The sequence below is a fragment of the Streptomyces sp. DH24 genome (assembly GCF_029813775.1).
Classification (GTDB): Bacteria; Actinomycetota; Actinomycetes; order Streptomycetales; family Streptomycetaceae; genus Streptomyces.
In genome coordinates this window covers 39,260-61,912 of sequence record NZ_JARVKW010000019.1, presented here as the reverse complement: position 1 = coordinate 61,912, position 22,653 = coordinate 39,260, and the positions used below count along the sequence as shown (strand labels likewise).

Genomic DNA, 22,653 nt, shown 5'->3' with positions numbered 1-22,653 from the left:
CCGCGCGCGTCAGCGGCCGGTGTACCTTCCGTCGCGCACGTGCGCGTCAGCGGTCGGTGTCCGTCCCGTCCCGCACGCGCCAGTCAGCGGCCGGTGTCCGTCCCGCCGCGCAGCTGCTCGTCGCACCACGCCGTGGCCAGGGCCACCACCTCGTCCAGCGCGCCGGGCTCCTGGAACAGCGGCCCCGCGTCCCGCACGACGCGGACCGCGTTGGCCGCCGGGATCCGGTCCGCGGCCTGCTGGTCGAGGCGCAGCAGGCCCGGGTCCCGGTCGCCCTCGACGAACAGCACCGGTACCCGGATGCGGCCGAGCGCGTCGCCCGCCAGGTCGGGCCGGGCGCCCCAGACGACGGCGGTCAGCGCCCGGTCGGGCAGTTCCGCGGCGGCCTCCAGGACGGCCGCCGACTCGACGCCCGAGCCGAACAGGGCGATGGGCAGCGTCCGCGTCTCGGGCTGGGCCTTCAGCCAGTCGGTGCCGGCGGCGGCGCGGCGGCCCAGCAGCCGGACGTCGAAGCGCCGGTCGCCCTCCGGGGTGACGCCGCGGTCCTCGGCCTCGCTGAGCAGGTCGAGCGACAGCGTGCCGAAGCCCGCCCGGTGCAGCGCGGCGGTGACCGTACGGCTGCCCGGACTGTGCCGAGGGCTGTCGATGCCGTGCGCGATCAGCACTATCGCCCGGGCCCGCGCCGGGACGACGAGATCGCCCCCGAGCGTGACACGGTCGGCGGGCACCGACACCATCTCGGAGATCATGAAATCACCCGTTTCCTCGGACCGGTCGGCCCCGTGGGCCGCTGTCTCGAACTCCGCCCGTGCCGGGTACCCGCGGAAGGCGAACCGGATCGCGGCGGCCCGTCCCGCCACCGGACGGTGATCCGCCGGACGCCGGACGATGATCCAGCCGGGCGCCGGACGGTGATCCTGCGCCGGACGAGGTCCGGGCAGTCGCCGGACGGCCGTGTCAGACGCCGGACGGCCGTTCAGGACGCCGGACGGCCGTTCAGGACGCCGGGCGGCCTTTCGCGCGTCCCTTGCGCAGGAAGCGGCGCAGCCGGGCCTCCGGCCAGGTGTTGATCACGTCGTCCTTGGTGAGCCAGCCGCGCTGCGCGGTGCCGATGCCGTAGCGCAGGTGGGCCAGGTGGAGGACGGCGTGGGCGTCGCTGTCGACGGCGAACTTCACTCCGTGCCGCCGGGCCCGCAGGATGTCCTCGTCGCGCAGGTCGAGCCGGTCCGGGTGGGCGTTGACCTCCAGGGCCGTGCCGGTGCGGGCGCAGGCCTCGAACACCGCGTCGAGGTCGGCGTCGACGCCGGGCCGCCTGCCGATGAGGCGGGTCGTGGGGTGGCCGATGATGTTGACGTGGGGGTTCTCGCAGGCGCGGACGATGCGCCGGGTCAGGGCGTCGCGGTCCTGGTTGAAGTGCGAGTGCACGGAGGCCACGCACAGGTCGAAGCCGGCCAGGAACTCCGCCGGCCAGTCGACCTCGCCGTCCGGATCGATGTTGAGCTCGGTGCCGTGCAGCAGCCGCATGCCCGCGCGCCCGCCGCGCCGCCTGCCGTACGCCCCGTCGAGTTCCCGGACCCGCTCGCGCTGGGCGAGCATCCGGTCGTCGGTCATGCGTTGCATGTACAGGTTGGGGGCGTGGTCGGTGACCGCGTAGTAGGCGTAGCCGCGCTCGGCCGCGGCGGCGACCATCTCCTCCAGCGGGGCGAGGCCGTCGGTGAGGTCGGTGTGGGTGTGCAGGTCGCCGCGGATGTCCGTCTCGCGCACCAGGTCGGGCAGCTCGCCGCGCAGCCCGGCCTCGATCTCGCCGCGGTCCTCGCGCAGTGGCGGCGGGATCCACGGCAGGCCGAGCCGGGCGTAGACGTCCTCCTCGGTCCTGGAGACGGTCTTCTCCCCGCTCTCGGCGTCGAACAGGCCGTACTCGGAGAGCTTGAGCCCCTGGTGCAGGGCGAGTTCCCGGGTGCGGATGTTGTGGGCCTTGGAGCCGGTGAAGTACTGCAGGGCCGCGCCCCAGGAGTCCGGCGGTACGACGCGCAGGTCGACGGCGAGTCCGCGATTGGTGCGCACCGACGTCTTGGTGGGGCCGTGCGCGACGACCTCGGTGACGTACGGCAGTTCCGTGAACGCCCGCATCAGCGGCGCCGAGTCCGTCGCCGCCGCGAGGACGTCGATGTCGCCGACGGTCTCCCGGAAGCGGCGCAGGGAGCCGGCGTAGGCGCAGTCGCGGCAGCCCCGCACGCGGGACAGCGCGGCGACGACGTCCTCGGCGAGGCCGGTCGCCGCGTCGAGCAGGACACGGTCGCCTGAGGACTGGAGCAGGGCGATGCCGTGCAGGATGTTCTCCTCGGTCTTCGGCCCGAAGCCCTTGAGGTCGCGCAGCCGTTCGGCGTGGACGGCGTCGGTGAGTTCCTCGACGGAGGCGATGCCCAGTTCCTCGTACAGCACGAGGGCCTTCTTGGGGCCGAGGGTGGGGACGGCGGTCAGCCGACGCACCCCGGCGGGGATCCTGGCCCGTAGTTCCTCGACCGCGGAGACGCTGCCCTCGCGGAAGTACTCGACGACCTTCTCGGCGATGGACGCGCCGACGCCGGGAATCTCCTGGAGCCCTTTGACGTCGAGTTTCGCGACGTCGGCGTGGTGGCCCGCGATGGCACGGGCGGCCTTTTCGTAGACGCGTGCCCGGAACGCGTCCCCGCCGGTGATCGAGATCAGGTCGGCGTACTCGGAGAACAGCGCGCCGACCTCGTCGTTGGACCGAGTCACACGGCACGAGTAGGCAGCGATCGGGCAGTCATGCGTGCGGGTTCGAGACGGTAGGCGCGGGCGGCGGCGGGTACCCGGGGACGGCACGACTAGCAGGGGAGATGACTCGGATGCTGATCCTCGGACTACTGCTCCTCGCGGGCTCGGCCGCCTTCACCGTCCTCGTGATCGCCGACAATCTGTCCGGCGGCCCCGAGTACACGGTGTCGGTCCTGGGCCAGGAGATCGCGACCATGAACACGCTGGCCGTCTTCTGCTCCGGCCTCGCGCTGGCGCTGATCTTCTGCCTGGGTCTGGCGCTGATGTCGGCGGCGAGGACGCACCGCCGCCGCAAGAAGGAACGCGAGCGCCGCCCGGCCGACGACGCCACCATCTGGGACGGCATACGGAACCGGGACGCGCACGCCTGATCCGTCCTGAACCCGGCTGCCGGGCGCCGGTGCCGGGCAAGCCCGGGTCCCGCGCGGGGTCCTACTCCTCGCCCCGGGGCGCGGTGGTGCCCGGCAGCGCGTACTCGTCGCGGCGGCCGCACATGCCGAGGCCGCCGCGGCGCGTGGGCGTGGTCTCGTACGCGGCGGCCTCGGCGAGGTGGGCGGGGTCGTCGGTCTCCAGCGCGTTGAGGTGCGCGCCGGTGCGCTCGGCGGTGGCCAGCGCGCCGGCCCGCCACAGCTCGCGCCAGCGGGGCACCTTGTCCCGCACGAGACGGGCGGCGGCGCGCTGGAAGCCGAGGAACGGACCGAGGTCCCCGGCCTCGGCGGCCTCGCGCAGCGCGAGGTAACCCTCGACGGCGAGGTCCCGGCGGCGCCGCGCGGCGGTTTCCGCGTCCGGCCCCGTGCCCGGCGGAAAGGACGCCGCCGCGGCGTACGCGTCGGGGTCGGCGAGCACCTCGGGCGGGAAGGTGAACACGGCGTCCCCGGCCTCGGGCAGGCCGCTGTTCTGCATCAGCACGGTGACGCGCAGGCCGGCTCCCTGGACCATGCGGTGCACGGTGCCCGGCGTGAACCAGGCGACCGAGCCGGGCTCCAGCGGGATCTCCCGGTGGCCGTCGGCGCCCAGGGTGTGCACCGCGCCGCGCCCGCCGGTGACGACGTACGCCTCCGTGCACACCAGGTGCAGGTGAGGGCTGCCGCCGCACACGCCGTCGGCGGCCTCCCAGTCGTACGGGCTCAGGTGGGACAGCCCGACCGCGCCGGGCAGCGGACGGGGCAGGGCGGGGCCCGGCCCGCTCACCACGGCAGGCTCTCCAGGTGGGCGGCGATCCGGTCGCGGTCCCACGCCCCGTCGGCGACGACGATCCGGTAGCGGTAGGCGAAGGACTCGCCCGGCGCCAGCTCGAACTCCTCGAAGAACGCCCAGGAGAACGCGACCGTCGGGAACGGCTCGGAGCGCACGAACCAGTGCGAGGGGTGGACCGCGGTCTTCTCGTCCAGGTTCTCGGGGGCGTGCGCGAAGACGAGGGTGGAGTGCCCGTCGGTCTCGTCGTGCTCGGCGGTGAACGCCAGCCACGGCCCCCGGGTGCCCATGACCTCGTCGGCGGGCAGGGCGTCCGGCGTGAGGACGCCGCCGCCGGTGAAGTCGCGCGGCCCACGCCACTGGAGTCCCGTGTACCCGGCCATCTCGCGGCCCGCGGTGGTCGGGGAGCCGAAGGCCAGCGGCTCGTCACGGACGTTGGTGAGGCGGATGGACCAGTCGAGCGCCCAGGCGCCGGCCACCTCGTCGACGGAGTGGACGGCGAGGCCGCGTTCCTCCGCGGCCCACTCCTGGCCGCCGTGGGCGACCCAGGTCAGGTCCTCGGTGAACGCGAGCCGGTCGTCGTCGGCGGTGAAGGAGGAGAAGCCGTCGTGCCGCATCGAGCCGACCCGCTCGGGGAGCCGCTGGTAACCCTCCCCGGGGAGGTAGGAGTTGCCGCCCCAGAAGTTCTGGCCGGACAGGTGACTCGCGGTCATCTGCAGGCCCTTGTGCCAGCGGTGGTCGTTGGGCCGGTAGCCGGTCACGGTGTGTCCGGCGAGGGTGCGCACGGGATGGGCGTACGGCTTGCGGGACTCGAACGGGTCGGGGTCGGGGCGGTAGACGTAGCGCAGGATCTCCGTGCCGCCGGCCGTCGTGACCGCGACGTGCTCGCCGTGGGTGTGGGTGACGCGGATGGTCATGCGCTCTCCTCCCTCGGCGCCCAGCCGGGGTGGCCGCCGTGCATGGCCGGGTAGTGGGGGTCGCCGGGGCCGATCTCGCCGGCCCGCACCGGCAGTCCGGTGAACGCCGCCTTGTACAGGGCGGCGGCGAACTCCAGGGTGGCGCGGGCCTCGGGCCCGCTGCCGGGCGGGCGTACGCCGTTGTCGTGGGCGTCGAGGACGGCGCCGAGCTGCGCGGTGTGGGAGCTGGGCACGTCCTGGGCGGGGGTGCGCCAGGCGGCGGCGCGTTCCGGGGCGACGTGCCGGGCGGGGGTGTAGGTCCAGTCGTCGTTGCCGTGGCCGTAGAGGTGGGTGAGTTCGACGGTCGCGTCGGCGCAGTCGACGCGGATGCGGCTCACCTCGTCCGGGGAGAGCACGCTGTTGACGACGGTGGCGAGCGCGCCGCCCCGGAACCGGACGAGGGCCGTCGAGACGTCCTCGCTCTCGGTGTCGTGCACCAGCCGCGCGGTCATCGCCCGGATCTCCTCCCACTCGCCGAGCAGGTGGAGCAGCAGGTCGTACTGGTGGATGCCGTGGCCCATGGTGGGGCCGCCGCCCTCCGTGGCCCAGCGTCCGCGCCAGGGCACGGCGTAGTACGCGGCGTCGCGGTGCCACGTGGTCTGGCAGTGCGCGACCAGCGGGGCGCCGAGCTCGCCGCTCGTGATCAGCTCACGGGCGTGCGCGGCGCCGGAGCCGTACCGGTGCTGCAAGATCACCGACGCGTACGCCCCGGAGGCCTCCTCGGCGGCGGCGATGTCGTCGTACTCGGCGAGGGAGAGGCACAGCGGCTTCTCGCACATCACCCAGGCGCCGGCCTTGAGCGCGGCGACGGTCTGCTCCCGGTGCAGGGCCGGCGGGGTGCCGATGAGGACGAGGTCGGGGCGTTCGGCGTCCAGCATCGCCTCCGTCGAGGTGTATCCGGCGACCCGGTTGTCGCCCGCCTGCGAGCGGAAGGCTTCGAGCCGCGCCGGGTCGACGTCGACGGCGGCGACCAGTTCCACCCGGTCGGAGTGGGCCCGCAGGGCGGGCAGGTGGGCGCCCACGACGATGGCACCGGTGCCGATCACGGCGGCACGTCGGCGGGCTGGAAGCGGTGACATACGGGTTCCTCCGGGGACCGGACAGCGAGGGCGGAAGGCGCGGACGGGGCGAAAGCACGGAGGGACAACGAGACAGAAAGCGCTTTCACCGAGGAGTGAGCCTAGGTCGCCCGCCCAGCAGGGACAACCCCCCGCACGCCCTCGCCCCGCACCGGACTCCCGCGCTCCACGAGCCCGCACCTCTCAACCCGCCTTCACCCAAGGAGAGACACATGTCCCGCGCGTAACAAAGCGGACCCGATCACCACACCTGAGCAAAGGGAGGCCCACTTGATCGATCAGAATGGCGGGTGATTAACATATGAGCACCGCCTAGCTCGAAAGATGAACCTGTGACTGCGACCGTGGACTCGTTCACCAACTGGAAGAACCGCGAGGAGATCGCGGAGTCGATGATCCCGCTCATCGGGAAGCTGCACCGGGAGCGGGACGTCACCGTTCTCCTCCACAGCCGCTCCCTGGTGAACAAGTCGGTGGTCAGCATCCTCAAGACCCACCGGTTCGCCCGGCAGATCGCCGGCGCGGAGCTCTCGGTCACCGAGACCCTGCCGTTCCTCGAAGCCCTCACCAGGCTCGACCTGGGGCCTTCCCAGATCGACATCGGCATGCTCGCCGCGACGTACCGGACCGACGACCGGGGCCTGACGGTCGAGGAGTTCACCGCCGACGCCGTCGCGGGAGCCACCGGCGCCAACAAGATCGAGCGCCGTGAGCCGCGCGACGTCGTCCTCTACGGCTTCGGCCGCATCGGCCGCCTGCTCGCCCGGCTCCTCATCGAGAAGGCCGGCTCCGGCAACGGCCTGCGGCTGCGCGCCATCGTCGTGCGCGGCAACGGCGGCCGGCCGGCCGACGACCTCGTCAAGCGCGCCTCGCTGCTGCGCCGCGACTCGGTGCACGGCCAGTTCCAGGGCACGATCACCGTGGACGAGGCCAACAGCACGATCGTGGCCAACGGCAACGAGATCCGCGTGATCCACGCCGACGACCCGTCCCAGGTCGACTACACGGCGTACGGCATCAAGAACGCCATCCTCATCGACAACACCGGCAAGTGGCGCGACCGGGAAGGGCTTTCGAAGCACCTGCGTCCCGGCGTCGCCAAGGTGGTGCTGACCGCGCCGGGCAAGGGCGACGTCCCGAACATCGTCCACGGCGTCAACCACGAGACGCTGAAGCCGGACGAGACGGTCCTGTCCTGCGCGTCCTGCACCACCAACGCGATCGTCCCGCCGCTGAAGGCGATGGCCGACGAGTACGGCGTGCTGCGCGGCCACGTGGAGACCGTCCACTCGTTCACCAACGACCAGAACCTGCTGGACAATTACCACAAGTCCGACCGCCGGGGCCGTTCCGCGCCGCTCAACATGGTCATCACCGAGACCGGCGCCGCCTCCGCCGTCGCCAAGGCGCTGCCCGGCCTGAAGGCGAAGATCACCGGCAGCTCGATCCGCGTCCCCGTGCCGGACGTCTCGATCGCGATCCTCAACCTCCAGCTCGCGCGCGAGACCACCCGCGAGGAGGTCCTCGACTACCTGCGCGAGGTGTCGCTGACCTCGCCGCTCAAGCGCCAGATCGACTTCATCAGCGCGCCCGACGCCGTGTCGAGCGACTTCATCGGCTCGCGCAACGCGTCGATCGTCGACGCCGGCGCCACCAAGGTGGAGGGCGACAACGCGATCCTCTACCTCTGGTACGACAACGAGTTCGGCTACTCCTGCCAGGTCGTCCGGGTCGTCCAGTACGTCTCCGGGGTCGAGTACCCGACCTTCCCGGCTCCGGCGGTCTGACCGGACTGCCGCCGCACGGAGGGCCGGCCCGACCACGCGCCGGGCCGGCCCTGCGGCGTCCCGCTCCCGCCCGGCGTGGCCGTCGGCAGGCCGGGCGGGGTGGGCTTCCGACTCCGTGGCCTGGCGCGGGCGGCCGGGGGCGTCAGGCACGACCGCCGCTGTCCGGCGGGCACCGCAGGCAGGCCCCCATTCCCCCTCCCGACACCCTTGCACCGCCCCAGGCGGCGACCTAGCCTGACTTTGTGCCGCAAATAAACAAAGCCCGCTCGCACAACGTCGTGCCGGGCACCACCGACGACCTGACCCGCCTCCGCGCCGTCCTGACCACCTTCTTCGCCCTCGACGGCTTCATCTTCGCCGGGTGGGTCGTCCGCATCCCGGCCATCAAGCAGCAGACGCAGGCCTCCGCCACCGAACTGGGCCTCGCACTGCTCGGCGTCTCCGCCGGGGCGGTCGTCACCATGATCCTCACGGGACGGCTGTGCCGCCGCCACGGCAGCCATCCGGTCACCGTGGTCTGCGCGGTCCTGCTCTCCCTGAGCGTGGCCCTGCCCCCGCTCACCCACTCCGCGCTCGCCCTCGGCGCGGTGCTGCTGCTGTTCGGGGCCGCGTACGGCGGCATCAACGTCGCCTTCAACAGCGCCGCCGTCGACCTCGTGGCCGCACTGCGGCGACCGATCATGCCGAGTTTCCACGCCGCGTTCAGCCTGGGCGGCATGGTCGGAGCGGGCCTCGGCGGTCTGGTCGCGGCCTCCCTCTCCCCCACCCGTCATCTGCTCGGCCTCACCGTGGTCGGCCTGCTCGTCACCGCCGTCGCGGGGCGTGCCCTGCTGCGGCTCCGACCGCCGGTGCCGGCCGACCGGCCCCGGGCCGAGGAACGGGCACCGCGCCGCATGGACGCCCGCACCCGCGGCCTCGTCACCGTCTTCGGCCTGATCGCCCTGTGCACGGCCTACGGCGAGGGTGCGATGGCCGACTGGGGCGCCCTGCACCTGGAACAGGACCTGGGCGCCCACCCCGGCCTCGCGGCGGCCGGCTACTCCTGCTTCGCGCTCACCATGACCCTCGGCCGCCTCAGCGGCACGGTCCTGCTGGAGCGCCTCGGACGGACCCGCACCGTCGTCGCCGGCGGCGCGCTCGCGGCGGCCGGCATGCTGCTCGGCTCGCTCGCGCCCTCCCTCTGGGCCGCGCTGCTGGGATACGCCGTCACCGGGCTCGGCCTCGCCAACATCTTCCCGGTGGCCGTCGAACGCGCCGGCGCCCTGGCCGGCCCCAGCGGTGTGGCGACGGCGTCCACCCTCGGCTACGGCGGCATGCTGCTGGGCCCGCCGACGATCGGCTTCATGGCCGACTGGTTCTCCCTGTCGGCCGCCCTGACCAGCGTCGCCGCACTGGCGGCGCTGGCAGCGGCCATCGGGGTGATGACGCGGCGGGCCTGACGGTCCCAACGGCGGGCGCCACCGACACCTGCGCGACGGGCGCCCGCGCAGCGGGACTCCGGCCCGGCACGCCGCGTCAGCGCCGGACCGGGCCGAAAGGCGGAGTCCGGGTTACTGGATCACCGGTCCGACGGGCCCGGCAGCGGGCGTTCCTCCGGGGCGGTCGTTTCCTCCTCGCGCTCGCCCTCCGCCTGTGAGGGTGTCGTCCAGGGCGGGTCGTAGGAGCTCTCGGTTCCGGGACCGTCGTCCCGTTCGCCTTCGGCCTGGGACGGTGTGTGCTCGGTCATCGGTCTCTCCTTGGTGCGCTGGGCCGCGTCCGCCGCGAAGTGGCGCGTCGCCCGGAGGCCGGCCGCTTCGCCGGCACGGCCTACGGCAGCGGTGTGCCGCCGGTGGCGTTGAGGATCTCCGCCGTGATGAAGCTCGCCTCCTGGGAGGCGAGGTAGACGTACGCCGGGGCGAGTTCCGCTGGCTGCGCCGGGCGGCCCAGCGGTGCCTGCTTGCCGAACTCCGCCGTGTCCGGGAGCGTCGCGGGAATCAGCGGGGTCCACACCGGTCCGGGCGCGACCGCGTTCACGCGGATGCCGCGGTCCACGAGCATCTGGGCGAGCCCCTGCGTGAACGTGACGATCGCGCCCTTCGTCGTCGCGTAGTCCAGCAGGTGCGGACTGGGCTTGTACGCCTGCACCGACGTGGAGTTGATGATGCTGCCGCCCTCGGGCATGTGCGGCAGCGCGAACTTCGTCAGCCAGAACATCCCGTACAGGTTGGTGCGCATGACCCGGTCGAACTGCTCGGTCGTGATCGCCTCGATGCCGTCCGGCTGCGACATCTGGTACGCCGCGTTGTTCACCAGGACGTCGACGCGGCCGAACTCCGCGACCGCCCGTTCGATCAGCGCGCGGCAGTTGGCCTCCTCGCGGATGTCGCAGGAGACCGCGACGGCCTTGCGCCCCGCGTCCTCGACCAGCCGGGACGTCTCGCGCGCCTCGTCGGCCTCCTCGTCGAGGTGGGTGAACAGCACGTCGGCGCCCTCACGGGCGAAGGCCAGGGCGACCGCCCGGCCGATGCCGGAGTCGCCGCCCGTGATGACGGTTTTGCGGCCCTCCAGCCGGCCGGAGCCGCGGTAGGACTCCTCACCGTGGTCCGGCGGCGGGTCCATCGGGCCCGTCCAGCCCGGATGAGGCTGGTCCTGCGCGGGGAAGTCGGGCTGCGGATGCTGCGTCACCGGGTTCTGCTGGTTGTGCTGCGACTCGGTCACGTCGGTCTCCTCACCACGGGTCGAACGGGGTCGGAACGCCGGGTTCCCGGCTCGCGGCATACCACTCGCCGCGAGCCGGGAACCTCGGTCCCACCTCGTGCATTCCTGTCATTGACGGCCGGGGACGCCGACCGCGGACGCCCGCGTGGGCGTCAGCGGCGGACCTTCACCCGGTCGAGCGGCCACACCGAGCGCGGCCAGGGCGATCTGGAAGATCCACTCGACCCAGTCGACGCCGTCGGTGTCTGCCACACCGAAGGCCGCCGCGATGGCGGAGCCCACGAACGCCGCCACGATGCCGACCAGGATCGTGGCCAGAATCCCGATGCGCTGACGCCCCGGGACGACGAGCCTGCCGAGCAGGCCTATGACAATGCCGATAACAATCGCGCTGATGATCCCTGAGATCTCCATGGCCCCTCACTTGGACTGTGTGGTGGCTGGCGGGTTCCCGGCGTCCGCCGTCCCAGTCCCCCGAGTTGAGCGGTCCGCGGTCGCGGCGTCGCGCGGCGTGTCCGGTTCCGTCCGGTTCGGGATGATCAGGCGGGGTACCCGGGTCCCCTGGAAACGACCGTGCCGGCCCGCCGGCGGGGTCGTCCGCCCGAGAAGCGCCGGGAGCAGCCGTTGAGGGGACCGCACCTTCCCGTTCCGGGGATCGCCACCCTGCTGGGGGCGGCCCTGGAGACCGGATGGGTGGGGATGCGGCTGGCCGGACTGCCACTGGACCTCGCCCTGTGGGGGGTGCGGCAGTGCGCCGGGCTGCTCGGTGCGGCCGTGCGCGCGCAGGAGCCGGACGGCGACCCGTGCGGGCCGGACGTCCCGGAACTGCCCGTGATCTTCGTGCACGGCCTGTCGGACCGGGCGTCGATCTTCACCCGGCTGCAGAACCGGCTGCGCGGCTGCGGCGCGGGTCCCTTCCTCACCGCGACGTACAGCCCGTTCAACCCGGACATCCGCACCGCCGCCCGCGCACTCGCCGAGCAGGTCGAACGCGCCCGGGAGCAGGCCGGCGGGCGCCCCGTGTGCCTCGTCGGACACAGCCTGGGCGGACTGATCGCGCGGTACTACGTGCAGCGGCTCGGGGGCGACGCGCACGTGTCCCTGGTGATCACGCTGGCGACGCCGCACAGCGGCACGGCGCTGGCGCTGCTGGCCCCGCCGCACCCGGTACTGCGCCAGCTGCGTCCCGGCAGCGACCTGCTGGCCGAACTGGCGGAGCCGTGCCCCGGGTGCCGCAGCCGGTTCGTCGCCTTCTACAGCGACCTCGACGAGGCGGTCCTCCCGGCGAGCCGGGGCCGCCTGGACCATCCCGACCTGCTGGTCCGCAACGTCCTCGTGCACGGCGTCGGCCATCTGATGCTGCCGGTGCACACGGCCGTCGTCGACGAGGTGCGCGCGTTGCTGGTCGCCGCCGTCCGGATGTCACCGGCCGCGTGAGCCGACGCCGCCCGTCTGCCGCCCACCGGCGCCGTCCGGATGCCGTCGGCCCACCGCGTCGGCCGACGGCGCGCGAGGTCCACCGACCGCGTCGGCCAACGGCCCCAGAGGCCCACCCACCCCGTCGGCCACCAGCGCCCCAGGTCCGGGCCACCCACCCCGGCGGCCGGACGCCCACCCCGCTCCGGCCCGCCGTGCCGATCGCCCCCGGCGCCGCACCACCACCGCGCAGACCCGCCCACCACCGCCCGAGTCCCACGCGCCACCCGGTGGCTGGGGCAGGCACCGGTGATGTCGCTGATGTTCTGCGCGGACAGGAACGCGGCCCACCCACCCGGCCCCCGCCACCGTTTCGCCGTGCATCCCGGCGGGAACCCGGCGCCGGACGGGCCGTGGACGCGTCCGCGGCGGGCCGGAGAACGGCGGGCAAGGGAGGAACCGTGCCATTCCGCGACCGCACGCACGCCGGACAGGAACTCGCCCTGCGGCTGGTCGAGTGGGCCGGTTCCGGCGACCTCGCCGATCTGACGCTGCTCGCCCTGCCGCGCGGCGGTGTGCCCGTCGCGGCGGAGGTCGCCCGGGCGCTGAAGGTGCCGCTGGACGTGCTGGTCGCGCGCCCGGTCGGTACGCCGGCCCGGCCGGGCGTGGTGATCGGCGCGATCGTCGCGGAGGAACCGCCGCTCTTCGACCGCCGGGGCCTTGAGCTGCTGAACCTGTCCGAGGACCGGCTCGGCGCGGACGTCGCCCGGGAGCGCAACGAGCTGCACCGCCTGGAACACCTGTGCCGCGGCACGCGCTCCGCGCCGCCCGTGCGGGGCCGTACCGTCGTCCTGGTCGACGACGGCCTGACCACCGGCCTCACCGCCACCGCGGCCCTGCGTCACCTGCGCCGCCAGGAGCCGGCCCGCCTGGTGGCGGCCGTCCCCGTCGGCGATCCGCGTGCCGTGGCGGCCGTACGGCGGGAGGCCGACGACGTCGTCTGCCTCGCCCAGCCGCCGGCCCTGCATGCGGTCGCCGACTGGTACGAGGACCTCGCCCCCGTGACCGACGAGGCGCTCGTCCGGACGCTGCACGCCCTGCACGCCACTGCCTGAAGGCCTGGTGGGAGCCGGGCGGAGCGCCCTGAGGAAATGCGTCGGCAGCCCGGGAATGAATCCGTCCGGGGCCTGGTTCTACTGAGCGGTCGAAGTTTTTGTGTCTGTGTTTCACCGCACGCTCGCGAAGATCGCCGTCGCGGGCGCCGCCTTGCTTCAGGGAACTGGAGAAGTCGCGTCCAGGCCGACCCGGGGTACCGCACAGTGCGGACCCGTATCCAGCCCCCTTTGAAGGAGCAAGATATGACTCAGGGCACCGTCAAGTGGTTCAACGCGGAGAAGGGCTTCGGCTTCATCGCCCGCGCCGACGGACCGGACGTCTTCGTCCACTACTCCGAGATCGACGGCAACGGCTTCCGTAGCCTCGAGGAGAACCAGGCCGTGGAGTTCGAGGTCGTCCAGGGCCCGAAGGGCCCGCAGGCCTCGCGCGTCCGCGCCCTCTGAGACGGCCGGGCGCCCGCCCGCCACACCTCATGACGCACCCGATGGCCGGCGCCGCAAGGCGCCGGCCATCGGCATGTCCGAACCCGGCCCCCGGCCCCGGACACCGCGACCCGCGCACCCGTCGTCGCGCCGGGCACCGCGGGCCACGCCTCCCGTCGTCGTGCCGGACACGGCGGCACGGACCCCGCCGTCGTGCCGCCCACCCGCTGGGACGCCCCTCCCCCGGAGCGCACTCCATGGGGCAGACTCGGCGCCATGGAGACTGCCCGGTTTCTCGAAGTCCTCGACGCGGAAGGCATCTTGCTGGCCGCGGCCGCCGAGCGTGCCGGAACCGACGCCGGGGTCCCGGCCTGCCCCGGCTGGCGGATGCGTGACCTGCTGCGGCACACCGGCGCGGTGCACCGCTGGGCGGCGGCCTTCGTCGCCGAGGAACACATGTCGCCCCGTCCGATCGGGGACGGCCCGGAGCTGGACGGCGCCGAGCTGATCGCCTGGTACCGGGACAGCCACCGCGGCCTGGTCGAGACGCTGGCCGCCGCGCCGCCCGACGTGCGGGCGTGGACCTTCCATCCCGCGCCGTCGCCCGGTCCGCTCGCCTTCTGGACCCGGCGGCAGGCCCACGAGACGACCGTGCACCGCTTCGACGCGGAAGGCGCGGCCGGCGCGGAAGGCACGGAGGACACGGCCGACCCGGAAGGCACGGCGGAGAGCGCGGCCCGCGCGGAAGGCGCGGCCGCCACAAACGCCGCCCCGGTCGGCACCGCCCGGATCGACACCGCCCCGATCGGCACGGAGTTCGCGGTGGACGGCATCGACGAGTTGCTGCGCGGCTTCCACGCCCGTCCCAGGAGCCGGGTCCGTACCGACGAGCCCCGCGTCCTGCGGGTGCGCGCCACGGACACCGACGCGGTGTGGACGGTGCGGCTGTCGCCGCAACCGCCTGTGGCCACCCCGGACGACTCCGCCGACGCGGACTGCGAACTGGCCGGTCCCGCCGACCAGTTGTACCTGGCTCTGTGGAACCGCCGACCGGTGCCGAACGTTTCCGGCGACCGTTCTCTCGCCGCGCTCTGGCAGGAGAGGTCGGCGATCGTCTGAGCGGGCCGGTCAGCCCGACCGGTCGTCGGCCAGCATGCGGGTCAGTACCGCGCGCTGGAGGGGCAGCACCCTGTCGTGCAGGGCGCGTCCCCGCGGGGTGAGCGCCACGCGTACGCCCCTGCGGTCCTCGGGGCAGGCGCCGCGCTCCACGAGGCCGTCCCTCTCCAGCCGGGCGACCAGCCGGGACAGCGCGCTCTGGCTGAGGTGGACGCGTTCGGAGATCTCCTGGACGCGGTAGGAGTTGGCGCAGTCCGAGGAGCGGCCCTCCGCCAGCACGTCGAGCACCTCGAAGTCGCTTGCGCACAAGCCGTGTTCGTGCAGGGCACGGTCGAGCTCGCACTGAGTGCGCGCGTGCAGCGCCAGGATGTCCCGCCACTGTGCCACGAGGGCCTGCTCGGCCTTCTTCGCCGCCATGGGCGCACCGTAGCAGAGCGCTTGTTTTGTTGCATCTGAATTAAATGCGCTTGCATTCAATGCACGCGCATGTAGCCTCTCGGGCATGACCTCTCCGCTCACCCATCCCACGGCCGAGGGCCGTTGGACGCCCCGGCTGTGGGGCAGCCTGCTCGTGCTCTGCGCCGCGATGTTCCTGGACGCCCTGGACGTCTCCATGGTCGGCGTCGCGCTGCCGTCGATCGGCGCCGACCTCGGCCTGTCCACCTCGTCGCTGCAATGGATCGTCAGCGGCTACATCCTGGGCTACGGCGGCCTGCTGCTGCTCGGCGGACGCACCGCCGACCTGTTGGGAAGGCGCCAGGTCTTCCTCGTGGCGCTCGCGGTGTTCGCGCTGGCCTCGCTGCTGGGCGGGCTCGTGGACTCCGGCCCGCTGCTGATCGCCAGCCGCTTCGTCAAGGGCCTGAGCGCCGCCTTCACGGCGCCCGCCGGCCTGTCGATCATCACCACGACGTTCCCCGAGGGCCCGCTGCGCAACCGGGCCCTGTCCATCTACACCACCTGCGGCGCCACGGGCTACTCGATGGGGCTCGTGTTCTCCGGCCTGCTGACCGAGGCCAGTTGGCGGCTCACGATGCTGCTGCCGGCTCCCATCGCCCTGATCGCGCTGTTCGCGGGCATCAAGCTGCTGCCGCGCACCCGGCGCGAGAAGAGCACCGGCGGCTACGACGTCCCGGGCGCCGTGCTCGGCACCACGTCGATGCTGCTGCTGGTGTTCACCGTGGTCCAGGCACCCGAGGCCGGCTGGGCGTCGGCGCGTACGGTCCTGTCCTTCGGGGCCGTCGCCACGCTGCTGGTGGCGTTCGTCGCCGTCGAACGGCGCAGTCCGAGCCCGCTGATCAGGCTCGGCGTGCTGCGGTCCGGTCCGCAAGTGCGTGCCCAGCTCGGGGCGTTGACGTTCGTGGGCAGTTACATCGGGTTCCAGTTCCTGGTCACGCTGTACATGCAGTCGCTGCTCGGCTGGTCGGCGCTGCACACGGCGCTGGCGTTCCTGCCGGCGGGCGCGCTGGTGGCGCTGTCGGCGACCAAGGTGGGCAGCGTCATCGACCGGTTCGGCACGGCCCGCCTGATCGTGCTGGGCTTCGTCTTCATGGTGACCGGCTACGTCCTGTTCCTGCGTGTCGATCTCGACCCGGTCTACGCGGCGGTGATCCTGCCGACGATGCTGCTGGTCGGTGCGGGCTTCGCGCTGACCTTCCCGTCGCTCAACGTCCAGGCGACCAACGGCGTCGACGAGCAGGAGCAGGGCATGGTCTCCGGTCTGCTCAACACGTCGGTCCAGGTGGGCGGCGCGATCTTCCTCGCCGTCGTGACGGCAGTGGTCACGGCGAACACCCCGGAGAACCCCACGCCCCAGGGTGTCCTCGACAGCTACCGTCCCGGTCTGGTGGTGGTGACCCTCGTCGCCGTCGCCGGCCTGCTCATCACCCTGACCGGCCTGCGCACCCGCCGCCCGAGCCGGTCCGTCACGGTCGCCAGGTCCACCCTCCCGGAGGCGCAGGCGGAGCCGGTCCCGGCCCGCGACTAGGGGGGCGCCTCCCCTCCGCGCCCGGCGGGCCCTGTTGCCCGCCGGGCGCACGGTTGTGTAACTTCCGCCCATGGCACGCCACGGGGGACGGCGCACGCAGGCCGCGCGGGACGCGGTGACCGTCGAGATCGGGTACGCGCTGTTCAGTGCGGCGTTCGCGTCGGCGGTGGTGTTCGGTGCCGTCGCCGGGCCGGCGCTGCTGTTCGCGCTGCCCGGCGGCGCGGAGAGCGTGCTGCGGGGCGCGGGCGTCGTCCTCGCCGGAGGCGTCTTCGTCACCCGGGTCGTCGCGGTCCTCGTCCGCTTCCGGCGCTGCGACGCCGCAGGTCAGCCCAGCCAGCCCGGCCGCACCAGCCCCGACTCGTAGGCCAGCACGACCAGTTGGGCGCGGTCGCGGGCGCCGAGTTTCACCATCGTGCGGCTGACGTGGGTCTTGGCGGTGAGAGGGCTGACGACCAGGCGGCGGGCGATCTCCTCGTTGGACAGGCCGATGCCGACCAGGGCCATCACCTCCCGTTCCCGCTCGGTGAGTCCGGCGAGCGCGTCGGCGGCGGCGGGTTCCTTGGAGCGGGCCGCGAACTCGGCGATCAGCCGGCGGGTCACCCCGGGCGAGAGCAGCGCGTCGCCGTGCACCACGGCCCGTACCGCGCGCAGGAGTTCGTCGGGTTCGGTGTCCTTCACGAGGAAGCCGGAGGCACCGCAGCGGATCGCCTCGAAGACGTACTCGTCCAGCTCGAAGGTGGTCAGCATCACCACCTTGACGTCGCCGAGCGCGTCGTCGCCGGTGATGGCGCGCGTGGCCGCCAGACCGTCCAGCACCGGCATCCGGATGTCCATCAGCACGACGTCGGGCCGCAGTTCGCGCGCCGTGCGCAGCGCCTCCTCGCCGTCGGCCGCCTCCCCGGCCACCTCGATGTCCGGCTGGGCGTCCAGCAGCGCCCGGAAACCGGCCCGCACCAGGGACTGGTCGTCGGCGAGCAGTACTCGGATCACCGGTCCTCCTTGACCTTCAGGGGCAGTACGGCGAGCACCCGGAAACCTCCGTCGGCGCGCGGGCCCGCCTCGATCGTGCCACCGAGCGCGGCGGCCCGCTCCCGCATTCCGGCCAGCCCGTTGCCGCTGCCCCCGGCCTCGGCGCCGGTCGCGGGCCCGTCGTCGTCGACGCACAGCCGCAGCGCGTCCGCGTCGTGGCCGAGCCGCACACGCGCGTGCCGCGACCCCGAGTGCCGTACGACGTTGGTGAGCGCCTCCTGGACGATGCGGAAGGCGGCGAGGTCGGCGCCCGGCGGCAGGTCGGGCGGTTCGCCCGTGACGTCGACGGTCAGACCCGCGCCCGCCGCCTGCGCCACCAGCTCGGGCATCCGGCCGAGCCCGGGGGCGGGCGCGCGCGGCGCGTCACCGGGCGTGCGCAGTGTGTCGAGCACCTGCCGCACCTCCCCCAGCGCCTCCTTGCTGGCGGCCTTGATGGTGGTGAGCGCGGAGCGCGCCTGCTCGGGGTCGGAGTCGAGCAGCGCCAGGCCGACGCCCGCCTGCACGTTGATCACGGAGATGCTGTGCGCGAGGACGTCGTGCAGTTCACGGGCGATCCGCAGCCGTTCCTCGTCGGCCCGCCGCCGCGCCGCCTGGGCCCGCTCGGCCCGCTCCCGCGCCCACTGCTCCCGCCGTGTACGGGCCAGTTCCGAGAGGGCGGCGATCGCGACCATCCAGGTGGCCACGACGATCTCCGAGCCCCAGGAGGCCGCCCCGTCCCCGGACGGCGGGAGCCAGCGGTAGAGCCAGTGCGCCACCAGCAGGTGTCCCGCCCACAGCATCCCGATCGCCGACCAGGCGGCCGCCCGGTGCCCGGCGACCACGGCGCCGAAGCAGCTCACCGCGACGGCCAGGAAGACGGGCCCGTACGGATATCCGGCCCCCAGGTAGACCGTCGCGGCGCCCGCCGTACCGAACGCCACGGCCACCGGGTACCGCTTGCGCCACAGCAGCGAGAGGCCCGCGACGAGCAGCAGTACGCGCGCGAAGGGATCGAGCGCCGCCCGCTCGCCCGCCTGGGACTCGGCGGCGAAGTTCGAGCCGACCAGCACGAACACCGTGATCAGCGCGGTGGTCCGCCACGGCCACCGCGGGCCGTGCTCCGCGTCGTCCCAGCGGTTCCACCACGGAGGCCCCTGCCGCCACCACCGCGGCGCTCCTCCCCCGCCTGCGCGCTGTTCGTCCATGCCGGCCACGCTAGACGCCGCCGGCGCCGCACGGCGTCACCCGCGCGTGGTGATCACGCGTACTCCCCGGGAAGTACGTCCGGCCCGTGCGCACCGGTTCCCGGACCCCGCGAGCCACGTCGTCGCACGACGGCCACGGGCCGACGCGCGGCACGCCGACCGGCTCCCGCACCGAGCGGCTCCACCGAGCGGTCGTCGTACTGCGCGGCCCCCGCCGCGGGCGGCCGTGGTACCGGGCGACGGCCGCCGGAACCGTCAGGATTCCGCGCCCGCCCCGGCGCCCGTCTCGCCGCTCACCGGCCGCCGGTCCACCGCGGTCAGGGCGCGCTGGGCCAGCGGATGGCTGCGGACCAGCTCGCCCAGCGACGTCGACCCCTGGGTGATGTCCTTGAACGCCCGCCAGGCGGGCCGGAACCCGGTCAGCACCGCGTGGAGTATCCCGGGACGCCGCGCGAACACCGCCAGCATCCGCTTGCCGACGCTCATCTCCACGCCCAGGCCGGCCTTGACGGCGAACGCGTAGTTCAGGGCCTGGCGGCGGGCGTCCACGGCGTCGTGCGCCTCGGCGATCCGCACCGCCCACTCGCCGGCCAGGCGTCCCGAGCGCAGCGCGAAGGAGATGCCCTCGCGGGTCCACGGCTCCAGCAGCCCCGCCGCGTCCCCGCACACCAGGACCCGGCCGCGCGACAGCGGGGAGTCGTCGGCACGGCAGCGGGTCAGGTGCCCGGAGGAGATGCTCGGCTCGAAGCCGGCCAGGCCGAGCCGGCCGATGAAGTCCTCCAGGTAGCGCTTGGTCGCGGCGCCCTCGCCGCGCGCCGAGATCACGCCGACCGTCAGGGTGTCGCCCTTGGGGAAGACCCAGCCGTAACTGCCGGGCATGGGGCCCCAGTCGATGAGGACGCGTCCCTTCCAGTCCTCGGCGACGGTGTCGGGGACCGGGATCTCGGCCTCCAGACCGAGGTCGACCTGGTCGAGCTTCACGCCGACGTGCGCCCCTATGCGACTGGCGCTGCCGTCCGCGCCGACGACCGCCCGCGCCAGCACCGTCTCGCCGCCCTGCAGGACGACGGCGACCGTGCGCCGGTCCGGGACCGCCGAGCCGTGCTGCTCGACACGCTGGACGGTGACGCCGGTACGCAGTTCGGCGCCCGCCTTCTGCGCGTGCTCGACGAGCTGCTGGTCGAACTCGGGCCGGTTGATGAGCCCGAACAGCATCTGCCGGGAGCGGCGGGTGCGGGTGAAGCGGCCGTTGTGGGAGAACGTCACCGCGTGCACCCGGTCCCGGAAGGGCAGCTCGAAACCGGGCGGCAGCGCGTCGCGCGAGGGACCGATGATGCCGCCGCCGCACGTCTTGTAACGGGGCAGCTCGGCTTTCTCCAGCAACAGCACACGCCGCCCCGCCACCGCCGCCGCGTAGGCGGCCGATGCCCCGGCGGGTCCCGCGCCCACCACGACGACGTCCCACACCCGCTGCTCGTCGTCCGCCGAAGAGTGCTCGCTGCTCACGATGGTCTACTGCTCCCGATCAGCCGCCTGCCGCTCCCCCGGGCCCGGCGTCGCCCGGGCCGGGGGAACCCCATGTCTCCCGCATCCTACGGCGGTCGTCGCCGCAGGTCGCTGTGGGAGGATCGACAGCGTGCGCGCCCCGTACCACGGGAGCGCGTGCGCCCGCGCGATCACGCGCGCACACGTCCGCACCAGTACAACGTCGCACCTACGAGGAGCGTGCCCATGTCGTCGAATCCGGTCGCCGAGACCGTCGCCTCCCTGATGCCGAGGGCGAAGGCGGAGCTCGCCGAGCTGGTGGCCTTCAAGTCGGTGGCGGACTTCGAGCAGTTCCCCCGCAGCGAGAGCGAGGGCGCCGCACGGTGGGTGGCCGACGCGCTGCGCGCGGAGGGCTTCGAGGACGTGGCGCTGCTGGACACCCCGGACGGGACGCAGTCGGTGTACGGCCACCTGCCCGGCCCGGAGGGCGCCCGCACGGTGCTGCTGTACGCCCACTACGACGTGCAGCCGCCGCTGGACGAGGCGGCCTGGGCGACGCCGCCGTTCGAGCTGACCGAGCGCGACGGCCGCTGGTACGGGCGGGGGGCGGCCGACTGCAAGGGCGGTGTCATCATGCACCTGCTGGCGCTGCGCGCGCTGAAGGCGGCCGGCGGTGTGCCGGTGCACGTCAAGGTGATAGCCGAGGGCTCCGAGGAGCAGGGCACGGGCGGTCTGGAGCGCTACGCGGAGCAGCACCCCGAGCTGCTGCGGGCCGACGCGATCGTCATCGGCGACTCCGGGAACTTCCGCGTCGGTCTGCCGACGGTCACCACGGCCCTGCGCGGCATGACGATGGTCCGCGTCCAGGTCGACACCCTCGAAGGCAATCTGCACTCGGGGCAGTTCGGCGGCGCGGCGCCCGACGCGCTGGCGGCGCTGATCCGCGTCCTGGACTCGCTGCGCGGCGAGGACGGTTCGACGACTGTCGACGGGCTGTCCGGGGAGTCCGCGTGGGAGGGGCTGCAGTACGAGGAGGCGCAGTTCCGCAAGGACGCCAAGGTGCTGGACGGCGTCGGGCTGATCGGTTCCGGCACGGTCGCCGACCGCATCTGGGCGCGCCCGGCGGTCACGGTCATCGGCATCGACTGTCCGCCGGTGCTGGGCGCCACGCCGTCGGTGCAGGCGAGTGCCCGCGCGCTGATCAGCCTGCGGGTGCCGCCGGGCGTGGACGCGGCGGAGGCGACGAAGCTGCTTCAGGCACACGTCGAGTCGCACACGCCGTGGGGGGCGCGGGTGCGGGTGGAGCAGGTCGGCCAGGGCCAGGCGTTCCGCGCGGACACGACCAGCCCGGCGTACCAGGCGATGGCGGACGCGATGGCGGTGGCGTACCCGGGTGAGGAGATGCAGTACGCGGGTCAGGGCGGTTCGATCCCGCTGTGCAACACGCTCGCCTCGCTCTACCCGGACGCGGAGATCCTGCTCATCGGCCTGAGCGAGCCGGAGGCGCAGATCCACGCGGTGAACGAGAGCGTGTCGCCCGAGGAACTGGAGCGTCTGTCGGTGACCGAGGCGCTGTTCCTGCGGAACTACGCGGCGGGCTGACCGCGCCGCGCTCTGCCCACGGCAGAGGGCCCCTGTCCGCGGGCGGGGGCCCGGCTACGTTCGTCCCATGGACGTCATCGAGCTCCTTCCCGAACTCCATCTGCTGCGTTTCCCGGTCGGCCAGGCGTATCTGTGGCGGGACGGCGACGAGTCGACGCTGATCGACGCGGGTCCCCCCGGAGCGGGCGGGCCCATCGCCGAGGCGGTCGGAGGGCTGGGCCGGGACCCGCGCTCGGTGCGCCGAGTCGTGCTGACGCACTTCCACGAGGACCACGTGGGCGGGGCCGCCGAGTTCGCGGCGCTGACCGGCGCCGAGGTGCTGGCGCACGGTCTGGACGCGCCGTTCGTGCGGGGTGAACTGCCGGGCCCGCCGCCGGTGTTCGAGGACTGGGAGCTGCCGATCCACGCGGAGGCCCTCAAGCATCTGCCGCAGGGCGGCTTCGCCCGTCCGTCGCGGGTCACCGAACTGGTCGACGGCGACGTTCTCGACACCGGCGGCGGGGCGCGCGTCGTACACGTCCCCGGGCACACCGACGGCAGCATCGCGCTCCATCTGCCGCGCCACGGCGTGCTGTTCACGGGCGACACGGTGGCCGCGTCCCCGGTGGACGGCACGGTCATGCCGGGCGTGTTCAACCTGGACCGGGGCCGGGTCCTCGCGGCGTGCCGCCGGCTGGCGGCGCTGGACGCCGATGTGGCGTGCTTCGGCCACGGGGACCCGGTGGTCGGCGGGGCGGCCTCGGCGATCGGGCGGGCGGCCGGGGCGGCGGAGGCGTCGGGCTGACGG

General features: G+C 73.6%; 23 protein-coding genes. 11 read left to right on the top strand and 12 right to left on the bottom strand.

Going from position 1 to position 22,653, the window contains the following annotated elements; all coding sequences use genetic code 11:
- Positions 1-83: 83 nt before the first annotated feature.
- Both QC282_RS17395 and polX read right to left on the bottom strand, forming a co-directional pair.
- A complete protein-coding gene (locus tag QC282_RS17395) occupies positions 84-749 on the bottom strand; it encodes a hydrolase (protein WP_279550355.1) in 666 nt (221 codons plus the stop codon).
- Positions 750-996: 247 nt separating this feature from the next.
- Positions 997-2,760: a DNA polymerase/3'-5' exonuclease PolX gene (polX, locus tag QC282_RS17390; protein ID WP_279550354.1), complete on the bottom strand. Its 1,764-nt coding sequence runs from the start codon at positions 2,758-2,760 to the stop codon at positions 997-999.
- Positions 2,761-2,870: 110 nt separating this feature from the next.
- Between polX and QC282_RS17385 the strand changes: the two genes are divergently transcribed.
- Complete coding sequence (locus tag QC282_RS17385) at positions 2,871-3,170, top strand: hypothetical protein (protein ID WP_279550353.1); 300 nt, start codon at positions 2,871-2,873, stop codon at positions 3,168-3,170.
- Between the two features lie 61 nt (positions 3,171-3,231).
- Here the strand turns inward: QC282_RS17385 and QC282_RS17380 are convergent, their stop codons facing one another.
- The 3 genes from QC282_RS17380 to QC282_RS17370 are packed head-to-tail and all read right to left on the bottom strand — an operon-like array spanning position 3,232 to position 6,028.
- On the bottom strand, positions 3,232-3,993 hold the full coding sequence (locus QC282_RS17380; protein ID WP_279550352.1) for a cupin: 762 nt from the start codon (positions 3,991-3,993) through the stop codon (positions 3,232-3,234).
- On the bottom strand, positions 3,987-4,910 hold the full coding sequence (locus QC282_RS17375; protein ID WP_279550351.1) for a PmoA family protein: 924 nt from the start codon (positions 4,908-4,910) through the stop codon (positions 3,987-3,989). The genes QC282_RS17380 and QC282_RS17375 overlap by 7 nt, the downstream gene beginning before the upstream one ends.
- Positions 4,907-6,028, bottom strand: a complete 1,122-nt coding sequence (locus QC282_RS17370) for a Gfo/Idh/MocA family oxidoreductase (RefSeq protein ID WP_279550350.1) — start codon at positions 6,026-6,028, stop codon at positions 4,907-4,909. Before QC282_RS17370 ends, QC282_RS17375 begins: the two co-directional genes overlap by 4 nt.
- Positions 6,029-6,360: 332 nt before the next feature.
- Between QC282_RS17370 and QC282_RS17365 the strand changes: the two genes are divergently transcribed.
- Both QC282_RS17365 and QC282_RS17360 read left to right on the top strand, forming a co-directional pair.
- Positions 6,361-7,815: a glyceraldehyde-3-phosphate dehydrogenase gene (locus tag QC282_RS17365; RefSeq protein WP_279550349.1), complete on the top strand. Its 1,455-nt coding sequence runs from the start codon at positions 6,361-6,363 to the stop codon at positions 7,813-7,815.
- Positions 7,816-8,093: 278 nt separating this feature from the next.
- A complete protein-coding gene (locus tag QC282_RS17360; RefSeq protein WP_279550419.1) occupies positions 8,094-9,254 on the top strand; it encodes an MFS transporter in 1,161 nt (386 codons plus the stop codon).
- Between the two features lie 119 nt (positions 9,255-9,373).
- On the opposite strand, the gene QC282_RS17355 is transcribed toward QC282_RS17360, so the two are convergent.
- The 3 genes from QC282_RS17355 to QC282_RS17345 all read right to left on the bottom strand — a co-directional run bounded on the left by QC282_RS17355 (position 9,374) and on the right by QC282_RS17345 (position 10,926).
- Entirely contained in the window at positions 9,374-9,541 is a 168-nt protein-coding gene (locus tag QC282_RS17355) for a hypothetical protein (RefSeq protein WP_279550348.1), read from the bottom strand.
- An 80-nt stretch (positions 9,542-9,621) separates the two neighbouring features.
- Positions 9,622-10,512, bottom strand: a complete 891-nt coding sequence (locus QC282_RS17350; protein WP_279550347.1) for an SDR family oxidoreductase — start codon at positions 10,510-10,512, stop codon at positions 9,622-9,624.
- A gap of 108 nt (positions 10,513-10,620) precedes the next feature.
- Positions 10,621-10,926, bottom strand: a complete 306-nt coding sequence (locus tag QC282_RS17345; protein WP_279550346.1) for a GlsB/YeaQ/YmgE family stress response membrane protein — start codon at positions 10,924-10,926, stop codon at positions 10,621-10,623.
- 210 nt (positions 10,927-11,136) lie between these two features.
- Between QC282_RS17345 and QC282_RS17340 the strand changes: the two genes are divergently transcribed.
- The 4 genes from QC282_RS17340 to QC282_RS17325 all read left to right on the top strand — a co-directional run bounded on the left by QC282_RS17340 (position 11,137) and on the right by QC282_RS17325 (position 14,585).
- Positions 11,137-11,949 carry an alpha/beta fold hydrolase gene (locus QC282_RS17340; RefSeq protein WP_279550345.1) on the top strand — a complete coding sequence of 271 codons (813 nt, stop codon included), beginning with the start codon at positions 11,137-11,139 and terminating at the stop codon, positions 11,947-11,949.
- Between the two features lie 440 nt (positions 11,950-12,389).
- Positions 12,390-13,043: a phosphoribosyltransferase gene (locus tag QC282_RS17335; protein WP_279550344.1), complete on the top strand. Its 654-nt coding sequence runs from the start codon at positions 12,390-12,392 to the stop codon at positions 13,041-13,043.
- Between the two features lie 243 nt (positions 13,044-13,286).
- Positions 13,287-13,487 (top strand): cold-shock protein, encoded by a 201-nt coding sequence (locus QC282_RS17330; RefSeq protein ID WP_279550343.1) that lies wholly within the window; start codon positions 13,287-13,289, stop codon positions 13,485-13,487.
- A 255-nt stretch (positions 13,488-13,742) separates the two neighbouring features.
- Positions 13,743-14,585, top strand: coding sequence for a maleylpyruvate isomerase N-terminal domain-containing protein (locus QC282_RS17325; protein ID WP_279550342.1), 843 nt, complete (start codon positions 13,743-13,745; stop codon positions 14,583-14,585).
- A 9-nt stretch (positions 14,586-14,594) separates the two neighbouring features.
- Here the strand turns inward: QC282_RS17325 and QC282_RS17320 are convergent, their stop codons facing one another.
- Positions 14,595-14,999, bottom strand: a complete 405-nt coding sequence (locus QC282_RS17320; RefSeq protein ID WP_279550341.1) for a MarR family transcriptional regulator — start codon at positions 14,997-14,999, stop codon at positions 14,595-14,597.
- Between the two features lie 85 nt (positions 15,000-15,084).
- Here QC282_RS17320 and QC282_RS17315 point away from each other — a divergent pair, with 85 nt between their 5' ends.
- Together QC282_RS17315 and QC282_RS17310 are read left to right on the top strand one after the other, a co-directional pair.
- Positions 15,085-16,566, top strand: coding sequence for an MFS transporter (locus tag QC282_RS17315; RefSeq protein ID WP_279550340.1), 1,482 nt, complete (start codon positions 15,085-15,087; stop codon positions 16,564-16,566).
- A gap of 70 nt (positions 16,567-16,636) precedes the next feature.
- Entirely contained in the window at positions 16,637-16,930 is a 294-nt protein-coding gene (locus tag QC282_RS17310) for a DUF6332 family protein (protein ID WP_279550339.1), read from the top strand.
- Here QC282_RS17310 and QC282_RS17305 read toward each other — a convergent pair.
- From QC282_RS17305 to QC282_RS17295, 3 genes are all read right to left on the bottom strand, one after another.
- Positions 16,891-17,556 (bottom strand): response regulator transcription factor, encoded by a 666-nt coding sequence (locus tag QC282_RS17305; protein WP_279550338.1) that lies wholly within the window; start codon positions 17,554-17,556, stop codon positions 16,891-16,893. The genes QC282_RS17310 and QC282_RS17305 overlap by 40 nt on opposite strands.
- Positions 17,553-18,779, bottom strand: a complete 1,227-nt coding sequence (locus QC282_RS17300; protein ID WP_279550337.1) for a sensor histidine kinase — start codon at positions 18,777-18,779, stop codon at positions 17,553-17,555. The genes QC282_RS17305 and QC282_RS17300 overlap by 4 nt, the downstream gene beginning before the upstream one ends.
- 255 nt (positions 18,780-19,034) lie before the next feature.
- Positions 19,035-20,285 (bottom strand): geranylgeranyl reductase family protein, encoded by a 1,251-nt coding sequence (locus QC282_RS17295; RefSeq protein ID WP_279550336.1) that lies wholly within the window; start codon positions 20,283-20,285, stop codon positions 19,035-19,037.
- A gap of 225 nt (positions 20,286-20,510) precedes the next feature.
- Between QC282_RS17295 and QC282_RS17290 the strand changes: the two genes are divergently transcribed.
- On the top strand, positions 20,511-21,866 hold the full coding sequence (locus QC282_RS17290; RefSeq protein WP_279550335.1) for a dipeptidase: 1,356 nt from the start codon (positions 20,511-20,513) through the stop codon (positions 21,864-21,866).
- A 67-nt stretch (positions 21,867-21,933) separates the two neighbouring features.
- Positions 21,934-22,650, top strand: coding sequence for an MBL fold metallo-hydrolase (locus QC282_RS17285; protein WP_279550334.1), 717 nt, complete (start codon positions 21,934-21,936; stop codon positions 22,648-22,650).
- The last annotated feature ends 3 nt before the right edge of the window (positions 22,651-22,653 follow it).